Origin of the sequence: Fructobacillus cardui (assembly GCF_963580785.1) — a bacterium.
Taxonomy (GTDB): domain Bacteria; phylum Bacillota; class Bacilli; order Lactobacillales; family Lactobacillaceae; genus Fructobacillus; species Fructobacillus cardui.
The window spans coordinates 139,692-152,591 of sequence record NZ_CAUZLS010000002.1; the positions used below are offsets into that span (position 1 = coordinate 139,692).

12 protein-coding genes are annotated in these 12,900 nt (G+C 45.8%); 11 read left to right on the forward strand and 1 reads right to left on the reverse strand.

Annotation, left to right across the window (positions count from 1 at the left end):
- The first annotated feature begins 90 nt into the window (after positions 1–90).
- The 5 genes from AABI20_RS02855 (at position 91) to brnQ (ending at position 4,997) form a co-directional block, all read left to right on the forward strand.
- Entirely contained in the window at positions 91–1,059 is a 969-nt protein-coding gene (locus tag AABI20_RS02855; RefSeq protein WP_047974390.1) for a ribose-phosphate diphosphokinase, read from the forward strand.
- The gene (locus tag AABI20_RS02860) at positions 1,056–1,982 is read left to right on the forward strand and encodes an SGNH/GDSL hydrolase family protein (RefSeq protein ID WP_047974391.1); all 927 of its coding nucleotides are present in this window, start codon (positions 1,056–1,058) and stop codon (positions 1,980–1,982) included. Before AABI20_RS02855 ends, AABI20_RS02860 begins: the two co-directional genes overlap by 4 nt.
- A gap of 2 nt (positions 1,983–1,984) precedes the next feature.
- Positions 1,985–2,977, forward strand: coding sequence for an aldo/keto reductase (locus AABI20_RS02865; RefSeq protein WP_047974392.1), 993 nt, complete (start codon positions 1,985–1,987; stop codon positions 2,975–2,977).
- A 169-nt stretch (positions 2,978–3,146) separates the two neighbouring features.
- Positions 3,147–3,377: a glutaredoxin domain-containing protein gene (locus AABI20_RS02870; RefSeq protein ID WP_288846361.1), complete on the forward strand. Its 231-nt coding sequence runs from the start codon at positions 3,147–3,149 to the stop codon at positions 3,375–3,377.
- A gap of 252 nt (positions 3,378–3,629) precedes the next feature.
- On the forward strand, positions 3,630–4,997 hold the full coding sequence (brnQ, locus tag AABI20_RS02875) for a branched-chain amino acid transport system II carrier protein (protein ID WP_288846360.1): 1,368 nt from the start codon (positions 3,630–3,632) through the stop codon (positions 4,995–4,997).
- A 150-nt stretch (positions 4,998–5,147) separates the two neighbouring features.
- Here the strand turns inward: brnQ and AABI20_RS02880 are convergent, their stop codons facing one another.
- Positions 5,148–6,095: a sugar-binding transcriptional regulator gene (locus tag AABI20_RS02880; protein WP_047974984.1), complete on the reverse strand. Its 948-nt coding sequence runs from the start codon at positions 6,093–6,095 to the stop codon at positions 5,148–5,150.
- 297 nt (positions 6,096–6,392) lie between these two features.
- Between AABI20_RS02880 and AABI20_RS02885 the strand changes: the two genes are divergently transcribed.
- The 6 genes from AABI20_RS02885 (at position 6,393) to citG (ending at position 12,887) form a co-directional block, all read left to right on the forward strand.
- Positions 6,393–7,544, forward strand: coding sequence for an NAD(P)-dependent malic enzyme (locus AABI20_RS02885; protein ID WP_338345376.1), 1,152 nt, complete (start codon positions 6,393–6,395; stop codon positions 7,542–7,544).
- A gap of 33 nt (positions 7,545–7,577) precedes the next feature.
- A complete protein-coding gene (gene citC, locus AABI20_RS02890) occupies positions 7,578–8,642 on the forward strand; it encodes a [citrate (pro-3S)-lyase] ligase (protein ID WP_047974982.1) in 1,065 nt (354 codons plus the stop codon).
- Complete coding sequence (gene citD / locus AABI20_RS02895) at positions 8,632–8,925, forward strand: citrate lyase acyl carrier protein (protein ID WP_047974981.1); 294 nt, start codon at positions 8,632–8,634, stop codon at positions 8,923–8,925. Before citC ends, citD begins: the two co-directional genes overlap by 11 nt.
- Positions 8,925–9,836, forward strand: coding sequence for a citrate (pro-3S)-lyase subunit beta (citE, locus tag AABI20_RS02900; protein ID WP_288846356.1), 912 nt, complete (start codon positions 8,925–8,927; stop codon positions 9,834–9,836). Before citD ends, citE begins: the two co-directional genes overlap by 1 nt.
- Positions 9,826–11,364 (forward strand): citrate lyase subunit alpha, encoded by a 1,539-nt coding sequence (gene citF / locus AABI20_RS02905; protein ID WP_338346720.1) that lies wholly within the window; start codon positions 9,826–9,828, stop codon positions 11,362–11,364. The genes citE and citF overlap by 11 nt, the downstream gene beginning before the upstream one ends.
- 104 nt (positions 11,365–11,468) lie before the next feature.
- Positions 11,469–12,887 (forward strand): triphosphoribosyl-dephospho-CoA synthase CitG, encoded by a 1,419-nt coding sequence (gene citG / locus AABI20_RS02910; RefSeq protein ID WP_338346721.1) that lies wholly within the window; start codon positions 11,469–11,471, stop codon positions 12,885–12,887.
- Positions 12,888–12,900: the final 13 nt, after the last annotated feature.

Genomic DNA, 12,900 nt, shown 5'->3' on the forward strand with positions numbered 1-12,900 from the left:
AATAGTAGCAGATTAAGTCTTAGACCAGATTGCTTTTTTGCAGTGGTCCCAGTCAATAAAATAACAAACTTGAATTTTTTTGGAGTATTTATGACCGCCAATCCGAAATACCGTCTCTTTGATTTGGGTACGAACCTAGATTTAACTGAGGCGATTGCGAAACAATTACACACACCCGTTGCACCGGTTGAGATTCAGACTTTTGCCGACAACGAGATTTATGAACGAATCGTTGATTCTGTCCGGGGGATTGACGTTTACGTTGTCCAACCTATCAGCGAACCGGTCAGTGACAACTTTATTAAGTTGATGATTTTTATCGATGCCGCAAAACGGACGTCAGCCAAGTCGATTAACGTGATTATTCCTTATCTTGGCTATGCTCGATCGGACCGCAAGACGCGGTCACGGGAACCGATTGTTGCCCGCTTGATTGCCAATATGTTGGAAAGCCAGGGCGTTAAGCGCGTCATGACGATGGACTTGCATACGAGTCAGGTGCAGGGATTTTTTGATATTCCTGTTGACCACCTGATTGCCATGCCTGTGCAAGCGAAATTTTACGAGGATCAGGGCTTAGTCGGACCGGATGTTGTCGTGGTTGCCTCTGGTTCATCGACTTTGAAATTAGTACAACGATTGGCTGAAGTTTTGCATGCCCAATGGGCCATCGTTGACCAAGACCGGGATTCTCGAGTGAAGACGGCAGTGACTGGAAACGTTGCCGGTAAGCACGCCATTATCTTGTCGGATATGATTGATACCGGTGAAGCGACGGTCAAGGCAGCTGTTGCCGTTCAAAAAGCAGGTGCCAAGACAATTGATGCCTTAGCAACTCACGCGGTCTTGTCGGGGGATGCGCCAAAGAAGCTCCAAGACTCGGTCCTTGACCGTGTGATTGTTACCGATACGGTACCAATTCCAGCTGAAAAGCACTTTGACAAATTGACAGTGATTACGGTAGCTAACCTCTTCGCCGAAGCGATTGGTCAAGTGATTGCCCACAAGTCGATGGCTAAGGTCATGTTGAGTCCAGACCAACGTGAGGAGCTCGAATGATGGTGGCTGATTTATTACGATTTGCTTCACCAGAATGGTCGGTGCTCGAAGAAGGTGGGGTATTGACCTCACAGTATGGTGCCTATTTGTCCCTAAAAACGCAGGACGAAGGAACGCTGACACTGACTTTTGCCAAGCATTATCCAAACCTGGTTTGGACGGTGACGATTGACGGTGAAAAATCAGAAGAATTGTTGGTCATTGCTAACCATGTTAGCGTTCATCTGCAAGCCGGTCACCACTACCAGTTCACTTTGAATCAGTGGGAGACGGGGCAGATTGATTTTTGGCGGACAGGGCTCATGTTGACAGACCTCAATTGGTCGGGGCAAGAAGACCTCTTAGCTGTCTTGCCAAAGGATGGTGAGGCAACAAAGCCTTATCTGACCTTTGTTGGCGATTCGATTGTTGCTGGTGAGGCAATGGCTGGCCCAAATCATGATCGCCACCAACCAGCTTTATCCTTTCCAGCCTTAGTAGCGAATCACTTTGACCGCCCGTTGAATCGAATTGCCTATGGCGGAACGGGACTGACCGCTCGTGCGCCATTCCAGGAGCCAAAGGCCATTGATGCCCTCTGGCAAGTTGGCGAGGGGATTAGCCGCCGGCGAGTGGTAACGGGTCGAGTAATTGTGGCTTACGGACTAAACGATGCCAACTATGGGGCCAGTGACCAAGAATTCGCTTTTGGTTTACGCGTCTATTTGTTAGAATTGGTAAAACGGTTCCATGGTGCTGATTTTTATTTATTAACCCCTTGGAATGGTGCCTTTGTGGATATTGTTTTGGCTGAAGTTGCTCGCTTTAGTAACTTTACCGTTGTTCGGGCGGACCAGTGGGGGATTCAGACACGACCCTATCACCCTGACGTGTTGGCCCATCAGAAAATTGCAGAACAGTTAGTAGCAGTATTGGAGGAATAGACATGGTTTACCAAGCAGCAGAAGATCGTTATGAAAAGTTGCCCTATCGTCGAGTTGCTGATTCGGGCTTGATTGTACCCGCCGTTTCCTTTGGCCTTTGGCGCAACCTTGGCGATACCAAGCCACTGGAAAACTCTCGTAAAGTCATTTTGAAGGCCTTTGATGAAGGAATTTTCTCTTTTGACAATGCCTTTAATTACGGTCCAAACAATGGAACCGCTGAAGAGACTTTTGGTCAGGTATACAAGTCTGATTTGAAGCCTTACCGAAACGAGTTGGTGATTACAACGAAGGCCGGTTACCATATGTGGCCTGGTCCGATGGGCGAATTTTCTGGTCGCAAGACTTTGATTAACGCCTTGGATACTTCACTGCAAAAGATGAACTTGGATTACGTTGACATCTTTTATGCTCACCGTTTCGATCCAAATACGAACTTGGAAGAAACTGCTCTTGCCTTAGATACCTTGGTTCGCCAGGGAAAGGCCCTCTATGTTGGGGTGTCAAATTATACGGCTGAACAAACGCAAGCCATTGCTGAAATCTTCCAGGAATTGAAGACGCCGTTTATCGGTAACCAAGTTTCTTACAATATGTTAAATCAGGAGCAGAAGAATTCTGGCTTGTTGGACATCTTGGACCAACACCATGCCGGACTCTTTGCATACGGACCATTGGCCGAAGGCTTGTTAACCGATCGCTACCTAAACGGGGTACCGGAAGACTTCCCAATCCACAAGACCAACGGTTTCTTGTTTGAAAACGGTCGCGATGCTTTGGCAGCTAAGTTACGCGCACTGAATGAATTAGCCCAAGGTCGCCAACAGACACTGAGTCAAATGTCATTGGCTTGGTTACTTCAAGACAAGCGGGTTGCTTCCGTTGTCATTGGAACATCATCCGTTGACCATTTGATGGATAACCTTGAATTTACAAAAAACTTGGACTTTTCTGCCGATGAATTGGCACAAATTGACCAAATTATTAACCAATAATCTTGTAAAAAAGAAAGACCAATTTTTGGTCTTTTTTTAATGCTGTTGTATGATACAGACTCGATTGCTGATTTATCTGAAATCTTACTTGATTTTTATGATTTAATTAATTTATGACTGCTAAAATACAAATAATACCAATTTTAAATCATGATCAACTGGAGGAGCTATGCTAAAAATTTATACTCGAAAAACATGTGCTGAATGTGCAGCAACCAAGCTCTATTTAAAGACGAAGGGGATTGCCTTTGAAGAGGTGTCGCTCGATCAAAACCCAGACCTCTATACCCATTTTAAAAATGAGGGAAAGAAGCGCACACCAATTGTGGAGTCTTCGGTGGGTGATTGGTTAGGATTCTCGCCTAAAAAATTGAATAATTATATACGAAACGAAGCATAAAATATTAAAAAAGTGCCAAAGGAATTAAAAGTTTATCAGCAAAAAATGGGCGTTGGCTTTCTGAGTGAACCTAATGATCGTGATGAAATTCATTAGGTTTAACTGATTCCGACGGCCTTTTTTAGTGCCATTAAGTTGCTTGAAACGGCATTTTAACTAGCCAGTAGAGACTTTTTTCGGTAAAATTGATAGGTATTTTGCTATCTAAAAAATGCTGGTTGGCTAGATGGCCATGAATGGAGTTTAACATTAATGGAAAAAAAACTTAGTTGGAAACAGGCTCTGCTCCTGTTTTCATTGATTTTTGGAATGTTCTTTGGATCCGGAAACCTGATTTTTCCGGTTCACTTGGGACAAATTGCAGGTGCGCAATGGGGCCCTGCTACGGTTGGCTTTTTGCTGAGTGCGGTTATCTTGCCGTTGTTGGCCTTGGTTGCTTTAGCGGTTACCCGGTCCGAATCAGTCTTTGATTTGATTCGACCATTAGGGCACAGGCCGGCCACAATTTTCTTGGTTGCCTTGCAGCTATGCTTGGGACCAATCATTGTGGCTCCTCGAACGGCAACGGTTGCTTATTCGTTTTCCTTTGCCAATTGGCTACCAAAGGGTCAGCAACAAATTGGTTTGATTGTCTTTTCCATGATTTACTTTATCCTCGTTTATTGGTCGTCAACTCAATCAACGAAGTTATTGGATATTATTGGCCGCTACCTAAACCCAATTTTCTTGGCCATGCTGGCTTTCATCTTTATTTTAGCCATCATCTCACCAATGGGTTCCACTCACCAAGCGGTGACAACAGCCTATCAGGGAAATGCGATTGCGCCGGCCTTTATTGAAGGCTACAATACAGTCGATGCGATGGCGGGATTGATTTTTGGGGTGACAATCGTGCATTCCATTCAAAAATTAGGCTACAGAAAGCCTGGTGAAATCGCGACTGTCATTGTGAAGACTGGAACCTTGTCGATGGTTGTTTTGGCTGTGGTCTATGTTGGCTTGATTTTGCTGGGCACGACTTCCTTGGCCCATATGCCAATCTCAAGTAACGGTGCCGTTGCTTTGACCAATGTGATGCTGTATTATTTCGGCCGTTTTGGTCAAATCTTTATCGCTGTCATGGGTACACTGGCCGTCTTTACTACGGCTATGGGACTGACGGCATCTTTTGCCCGCGATTTAAACCGTGTTTGGCCCAAGGTTTCCTATAAAGGTTGGTTGGCTTTTGCCTCACTTTTGGCCTTTATTGTCGCAACACTGGGACTCGACAAGATTATTGTTTGGGCTGCCCCAATCCTGATGTTCTTGTACCCCATTGCAATTGTGCTGATTCTACTGAGTTTGTTGTCACCATGGCTAGGTCAGGGACGCTTTCTCTATGGCTGGGCGTTGGGCTTAACGTTGATTGCAGCTGTCTTTGATGGCTTGTCAAACGCACCTTTTGCCAAGGACCTTGGTGGATTGGTCTCTTATACTGTTGGAACAACTACTCATGTCGGTTGGTACCAGACCCATATTTTTGGCGCCAGTGTCGGCTTTGGCTGGATTGGTTTTGCCTTTTTTGGTATTGTGATTGGCCTAATTTGCCAAAAGCTGTTTGGAACAAAAACAAAGTCATAAAAATTAGGAGTGAAAACGATTTCGTTTTCACTCCTTTTTTGTGCATCGGAATAATTGTGCAACAAAAAAGCCTGCCGGAAGTGATATGAATCCCGAAATTTGTTTGTCTAAATTTCGGGACCCAAATCAAGGGGTAGACTTTTTAAAAATTTATTCAGCTTCTTCGTTGATAATTCGGTATGCCAATGATTCTGACATTACCAAGTCGGTGACAAAGCCACCGCGAAGGGCGCCGAGGGCTGCTTTTGACTTCGCCTTAGAGCGGACGACACCAATTCGTTTTGGTGTGGCGAGGATTGAATTCATATCCAAACCAACGACCTTGTCGGAACCAACGTTTAAGATGTTTCCGTTAATGTCATATGGCCGACCGTAAATCATACCTGCAACTTCGCCTAATTTGACGTTAGGGAAGAGGCGGTTGATGTTTTGGTTCCAAATGGCGATGGATTCAAGCGAGGCAATTGTGCCCATACCAGTCAAAACTGTATCCATTTGCTTGGCTAAGTCGATGGTTTGCTTGATTGAAACTGCTTCATACAAGCCATTACGGACGGCATCATCGGCTAAGTAGAGGGGAGCGGGGAGCGTTAAGAATTCACCAGCAACCTTCTTGGCAGCGCGTTCAACAATGCGAACGGAACCGGCTGTAGAGTTGTACTTCATGTTTTCCCCAACGAATTGGGTAAACTTAATCTGGTCTAAGGGATTGGACATGATGGCATCAATCAGTGAGTACATCGTGTCACCCCAAGTCATTCCAACGATATGAGGACCATTTTCTAAGTGCTTAACTACCAGATTGGCCGCGTAGTTTGAAATCAAATCTTCAGTGGCACTTGTCGTGGTGTCATCTTGGATAATGTAGCAATTTGTGTTTGGAAATTTTTCCTTAAAAACTTGCTCTAACTGTGAATTACGGTTAGCAGAGGTGGCAATTTCAATTTTCACAACGCCGGTTTTCACGGCTTCTGTCAGGTACTTATTAATAAGGTACCGGGAAACGTCGTACTTGGTCGAAATTTCACCAAAGGACAACTTGTTTAGGTAGTAGTCTTCAGAAATTTGCGCCAGTAAATTTGGATCCGTTGTGGACATATTGTCATCCTTTTCCTTCTATTATTGATTTTCTTTAATTTAAGCCGCAATTTTTGGCCTAAACAAGAAATCATTAAATTGATTCTACTACAAAATTCAAGATATTTACAATCATAGTGTAAAATATTTTAAAAGTAAGACAAATTTAAAGATGGTAAAAAACTTTAAATATTGAAAAATAGTTAATTATACATTTTATTTGTAAAAATATTAAATATTTTCCTTTACATTCGCCAATGCACAATTTAAAATGAATTTAGGATTTAATTCAAGTCTTCAAAAACATAGGAGGCCAATATGGTAGATATGAATGAGGTCTTTGCACTTCATGAGCACCACCAAGGAGCCCTGACGATTCAGGGGACCTTTGCAATTAAGGACGCAGCTGATTTAGCCAAGGCGTACACACCAGGAGTGGCAGCCTTAGCCAAACAAATCGAACGTCACCCGGAAGATCAAAAGAAGTACACCATTTCGGGTAAATTAGTGCCGGTCATTACCGACGGTTCGGCCGTCTTGGGTTTGGGGAATATCGGCCCTGGGGCTGGCTTACCAATTGTTGAGGGAAAGGCGCTGATTTATAAGGAGTTTGCCGGTGTTGATGCCTTGCCGATGGCTTTGAACCAAGCGCCGGTCGAAGAGTTTGTGGCAACGGTAAAGACGATTGCGCCATCCTTTGCAGGCATTCATCTGGAAGATATTGCTGCGCCACGTGTTTTTGAAATCGAGCAGCAACTGCAGGAAGCCCTTGATATTCCGGTTTACCATGATGATCAAACCGGCACAGCTATTGTTGTGTTAGCGGCTTTGATTAACGCCGCGAAGGTCGTTGGCAAGCCTTTGATGGATTTGAAAATCGTCATCAATGGTGTCGGTGCTGCCGGAGTAGCCACTGCAAAGCTCTTATTAGCGGCGGGCATTAAAAAGCAAACGCTTGTCGACATTCACGGCGTCATTCGAGCGGATGATGCGGACTATAATCGTTTCCAACGTGATTTAGCAAAGAAAGTTGATCAAAGTCAAGGGAAAAGCCTGGATGATGTTATCGACCAGCAAGACGTCTTTATTGGTCTGTCAGATGAACACCTTTTGTCAGTGGACCAAGTTCGTCGAATGGCTGATAAGGCGATTGTTTTGGCCTTAGCTAATCCGGTACCTGAAATTTTGCCTGACGAAGCCAAAGCGGGCGGTGCTGCCGTGGTTGCGACTGGGTCGTCTCAGTGGGCTAACCAGGTGAACAATATTTTGGCCTTCCCAGGTCTGTTTAAGGGCCTTTTGGCTACTGATTTAAAATCAGTTTCGATTGAACTGCAGCTCCATGTCGCAACAGCCCTGGCAAACTTAGTTGAGCATCCAAGTGCAGAAAAAGTTGTGCCAGCTGTCTTTGATGATGGTGTGGTGGCGGCAGTTGAAAATGCAGTGTTGGCTTTTGCCAAACAAGAACACTAAAGTAGCAAGTTAAAGTAAGAAGGTGGGGCGTCGATAGTGGAAACCATTCAAGAAATTTATTTGACTAACCCAGCTACGAAAAAGGATTGGCAACGGTTTTTAACCAGTCAGGGTCTTGCTAACTTTTCAGACCAAGAGTTGGCTGCCATTGATAAAACCTTTGCCATCTATGATGATCAAGACCAAATGGTTGGGACGGGGTCAATTGCCGGTCAAACGCTGAAATATTTAGCTGTTGCGGCTGCTGGCACTTCTAAGGGGGCTAGGTTTAATCGCCTGGTGTCAACACTCGAAACGACGCTGTCACAAGACGGCATTTTTCATTTATTTGTTTTTACCAAGTTGCAATACGAACAGAGCTTTATCCATGTTGGTTTTACTACTTTGGCGAAAACGAATGCGGGTCTGATTTTAGAAAAAGGCTTGCCAAATGTGGCTAGTTTTTTGGCGGCATTGCCCCAAAAACCAGCTTCAGCAAAACAGGTAGCAGCGGTTGTTTTAAATGCTAATCCGTTCACCAAGGGACACCGATACTTGGTGGAGACGGCAGCGCAGAAAAATGACTTTGTTTATGTATTTGTGGTTGAGGAAGACCAATCGTTGTTCACGACTGAAGAGCGCTTGCGTTTGGTTCAAGAAGGGACGAGTGACTTAGTAAATGTCGTGGTGGCAACCGGTGGCCCTTATATGGTCTCCAGTCTGTCTTTCCCGGCTTATTTTCTGAAGGATGACAGTCAACGGGTTTCTTACCAAACGCGGCTCGATGCTACTTTGTTTAAGGAACAAATTGCCAAACCATTGGGCATCACAAGTCGCTATGTTGGCACAGAACCACTGTCACAGACAACCAATCAATATAATCAGGCGTTACAAGAAGTGCTGCCACCAGAAGTTCAAGTTGAGCTGATACCAAGAATGAAGGAATCGGCAGAAAATCAGCAGGTCATTAGCGCTCGAACGGTTCGCAAGGCCATTCAGACAGGGCAAATTCAGGATGTAACTGACATACTGCCAGCAACGAGTCTTTCTTTTATCGAAAAATATCTCACCGACTTACAAGCAAGAATCAAGAAAGGACAAAAAATCGATGGAAATTAAGAAAACCGCTTTGGCGGGGACCCTCGAATCTTCGGATGTTCAAATTATGGTCAGTCAAGGCACAAATGGCCTCGAATTTGACTTGGTTTCGGATGTAGCCAAGCAGTTTGGGGAACAAATTCAAGCAACGATTGAAGACGTCTTTGCTGCCTATGATATTCATAATGCCGTCATTAAGGTGGTTGACCAGGGAGCCTTGGATCCCGTGATTAAGTCGCGGGCCATCACGGTTTGCCAACGGGCTTTGGACCAAGTTGATCAGCCACGGTGGGAGGTGCTCTAATGGTTGCAAGTGAACGGTTACGACGAACCATGATGTTTGTTCCTGGTAATAATCCGGGGTTAATCAAGGATGCCGGCATTTTCGGGGCTGATTCAATTATGTTTGATTTAGAGGATGCGGTTTCACTGGCCGAAAAAGATGCCGCCCGATACCTTGTTTATGAGGCTTTGTCCCGCTTTGATTACGGGGATGCGGAACTAGTCGTTCGAATTAACGGATTGGATACCCCCTTTTACCAAAATGATATTAAAGCGATGGTGAAGGCTGGCATTGATGTGATTCGCTTGCCAAAAACGGAATCGGCTGAGATGGTTCAAGAACTTGAAAACTTGGTTGCTTCAGCAGAACAAGAATTTGGCCGAGAAGTCGGTTCCACTCATCTGATGGCCGCCATTGAATCGGCCAAGGGTGTTGTCAATGCCAACGAAATTGCGGCTGCTTCTGATCGAATGATTGGCATTGCTTTGTCTGCTGAAGATTACACAACCGATATGAAGACGCACCGCTATCCGGATGGTCAAGAATTGTTGTATGCGCGCAATGTCATTTTGCATGCTGCTCGAGCAGCGGGCATTGCTGCCTTTGATACTGTCTTTACGAACCTGGATGATGAGGAAGGATTTATTCGGGAAACCAAACTGATTCATCAGCTTGGTTTCGATGGAAAATCAGTGATTAATCCAAGACAAATTCCTTTGGTTAACCAAGTTTATCAACCAAGCCAAAAGGAAATTATCAACGCGCAAAACGTGATTATGGCCATTCAGGCTGCCCAACAAAAGGGGTCAGGTGTGATTGCCATTAACGGTCAGATGGTTGACCGACCGGTTGTGCTACGAGCAGAACGAGTGATGGCTTTGGCGAAGGCAAACCACCTTGTTGATCAGGAGGGAAATAACATTGAAGAATAAAGTACAGCGCGAAATTCCAGATGAAATTTTAAGCCAGTACCATGATGGCGGTTTTCAATCAGTCGACTTTGGTCATCCAACAATTCAAAGGGTAGCACCAAAGGTGCTGGCACAAACCGGTCCTAGTAAGGTTGTTGACTCCATTCAACAGGTTGTCCGTGATACTGTCCGTGATGGCATGACGATTTCATTCCATCACCATTTTCGGGAAGGTGATTTTGTTTTCAACATGGTGATGCGGGAAATCATTGATGCCGGCTATCAAAACCTTTCGTTAGCTCCTTCATCATTGACAAACGTGATGAATGATATCGTGGTTGAAGCGATTGAGAAGGGAGTTGTCACCAATATTACCTCTTCTGGGATGCGGGGGACGCTCGGTGATGCGATTTCTCACGGCGCTCTCAAGAATCCGGTAATCTTCCGATCACACGGAAATCGGGCGCGGGCAATTGAGTCCGGTGAAATTCAAATCGACGTTGCCTTTTTAGGTGTGCCAAACGCCGATGAGATGGGTAACGCCAATGGGATGGATGGTGAAACGGCCTTTGGGTCTTTGGGCTATGCCCTGATGGATGCCCGCTATGCTGATAAATTAGTCCTGATTACGGACGATTTAAAGCCTTATCCAAATATCCCCGCTTCCATTCAGCAAACTGAGGTTGACTATGTGGTTAAGGTGGACAAAGTCGGTGACCCGGATAAGATTGGCTCTGGAGCGACCCGCTTTACCAAGGATCCGAAGGAATTGCAAATTGCTAAGATGGTCAACGAAGTGATTGCGCACTCACCATACTTTCAAGATGGCTTTTCTTTCCAGACTGGTTCTGGTGGGGCGGCGCTAGCCGTGACCCGCTTCCTGCGCCAGTCAATGATTGAAAAGCAGATTAAGGCATCCTTTGCCCTGGGTGGTATTACAAAGCCAACGGTGGACCTCTTGAAAGAGGGCCTGGTTGCCAAAATTATGGACGTCCAGGACTTTGACAAGGGGGCGGCTTTTTCAATGCGAGAGAGCCCAAATCAGCAAGAAATCGATGCCTCATGGTATGCTGACCCGGCTAACAAGGGGGCCATGGTTGATAAGTTGGATGTTGCTATCCTTTCGGCCTTGGAAATCGATATTGATTTTAACGTGAATGTGATGTCTGGTTCCGATGGCGTGATTCGTGGTGCAATTGGTGGTCACCAGGATGCGGCAACGGCCAAGTTGACGATTATTTCGGCTCCTTTGGTTCGTGGCCGGATTGCCACGGTGGTTCCAGCAGTTACAACGGTGATTACACCGGGTGATTCCATTGATGTTTTGGTAACCGAAATCGGCGTTGCCATTAATCCAAAGCGGCAGGATCTAAAGGAGGCCCTGGCAAAGGTGCCGGGTCTGCCAATCTATTCGATTGAAGACTTGCAAAAGCGCGCGGAGAACTGGGTCGGTCGACCTAAGCCGCTGGCCTTTAAAGACCGGGTGGTCGCCTTGGCCGAATATCGCGACGGCACTTTAATTGACGTCATTAAAGAAGTACAAGATTAACAGCAAGATTGGAGGGCAGGGAAACCGGCCCTCTTTTCTATCGCGGTGGTTGATTGTGGATTTTGTTAGAATAGACAATAGAAATCAGTTTGGAAGGAAAGAAGATGCTTGAATTGTTTGCCGGTGGTCAGGCGGTGACCTTAGACCAAGTTTTAACTAATCGCGAGTGGCGGTCAGCTGTCCAGCAACAATTGGAAGCTGATTTTCCTGACCAGGTCGTGGTGGCGGTGAAGTTGAATATTGCGGGTCCAATTAAAAATAGCCTAAAGATTCGGCAGGTTTTTATGGCTGGCTGGCAAGTGATTAAGCAGGCTGCTGTTAGTGACAGTACCGCTATCAAAAAGGTTCATGTTGATAAACAACGGATCACCGGACCTGAGGCCTTTTTGGTTCTGGACGGTCAGCTGAAAAAGTGGAAGCAGGAGTTGTTGCGCTTCGAGGAAGACTTTGCTTTGGGGCGTTTGTTTGATTGTGATGTGATGGCTGATTCGGCGACGGGCTATCAGCTGTCACGTCGAGACCTAGGTTTGCCTCCTCGTCGCTGCCTGGTTTGTGATGAGGATGCGAAGATCTGCGCTAAGGAGGGACGCCATTTGCTTTCTGCTGTTCAGGCGGCCAGTAACCAGTTGTACAGAGATTATTTCGTGACTGATTTAACCCTGCCAGCTTGGTCGCGAGATTTCGTTGTGGATGCGGCCGTTGCCGCTTGCTTGCAGGAAGTGGCTTTAGCGCCAAAGCCGGGCTTGGTTGACCCAATTTCGGCAGGTGCCCACCGCGATATGACGGTAATGACCTTTCTTGATTCAGCCGTAGCACTAAGACCATACTTTGAGAAAGCTTTTGAATTGGGACAAGGCTTTAGTCAAGCGGATGCAACGGGCTTGCTAGCAGCCTTGCGCCCAGAGGGAATCAAGGCGGAGCAGGCTATGTATCTGGCGACAGATGGGGTGAATACGCACAAGGGCGCCATTTTTACGTTAGGAATTCTAATTGCCGCCTATGGCCTGGCAACTCAGGATAAACGGTCGACAACTCTTCGAGAGGTCTTAAATTTCGTCCAAAAAATCAGTGCGAATGTCTTAGATGATGACTTGGTGAGTCCAACTTGCATTGACCAGCAAGAAGAAACTGCTGGCCATTACCAGTACCGGACCTACCAGTTGACAGGTGTTCGGGGTGAGGTTGCCGCTGGTCTACCAGCATTAGCGCAGGTTGGCCTGCCAACATTCCGTGACCGGCCAGGATCCGTGACAAACCGCCTTTTGGATACCTTGATGGCACTAGCTGGGGCGATTCAAGATTCAACGCTAATTAAACGCGCGAAAACGCCGGCAATTGTTCAGCAAATGCAAGACTGGGTGGATGAATTTTTCGACCTTGGCGGCGCTGAGACAGTAACTGGTCAAAAATACTTAACGACGTTGAATCAAACCATGATTGAGCAAAATTTGAGTATTGGTGGGGCGGCGGATTACCTGATTTTGACTATTTTTATCGGTCGCTTATCAGGTTTGTTATCATAATCAAAAAAGAAGA

Excerpts from the sequence above, each read along its gene's own strand:
- AABI20_RS02860 (WP_047974391.1), top strand. The coding sequence starts at position 1,056 with ATGATGGTGGCTGATTTATTACGATTTGCTTCACCAGAATGGTCGGTG.
- AABI20_RS02855 (WP_047974390.1), top strand. The coding sequence starts at position 91 with ATGACCGCCAATCCGAAATACCGTCTCTTTGATTTGGGTACGAACCTA.
- AABI20_RS02885 (WP_338345376.1), top strand. The coding sequence starts at position 6,393 with ATGGTAGATATGAATGAGGTCTTTGCACTTCATGAGCACCACCAAGGA.
- brnQ (WP_288846360.1), top strand. The coding sequence starts at position 3,630 with ATGGAAAAAAAACTTAGTTGGAAACAGGCTCTGCTCCTGTTTTCATTG.
- AABI20_RS02880 (WP_047974984.1), bottom strand. The coding sequence starts at position 6,095 with ATGTCCACAACGGATCCAAATTTACTGGCGCAAATTTCTGAAGACTAC.
- AABI20_RS02870 (WP_288846361.1), top strand. The coding sequence starts at position 3,147 with ATGCTAAAAATTTATACTCGAAAAACATGTGCTGAATGTGCAGCAACC.
- AABI20_RS02865 (WP_047974392.1), top strand. The coding sequence starts at position 1,985 with ATGGTTTACCAAGCAGCAGAAGATCGTTATGAAAAGTTGCCCTATCGT.
- citD (WP_047974981.1), top strand. The coding sequence starts at position 8,632 with ATGGAAATTAAGAAAACCGCTTTGGCGGGGACCCTCGAATCTTCGGAT.
- citE (WP_288846356.1), top strand. The coding sequence starts at position 8,925 with ATGGTTGCAAGTGAACGGTTACGACGAACCATGATGTTTGTTCCTGGT.
- citG (WP_338346721.1), top strand. The coding sequence starts at position 11,469 with ATGCTTGAATTGTTTGCCGGTGGTCAGGCGGTGACCTTAGACCAAGTT.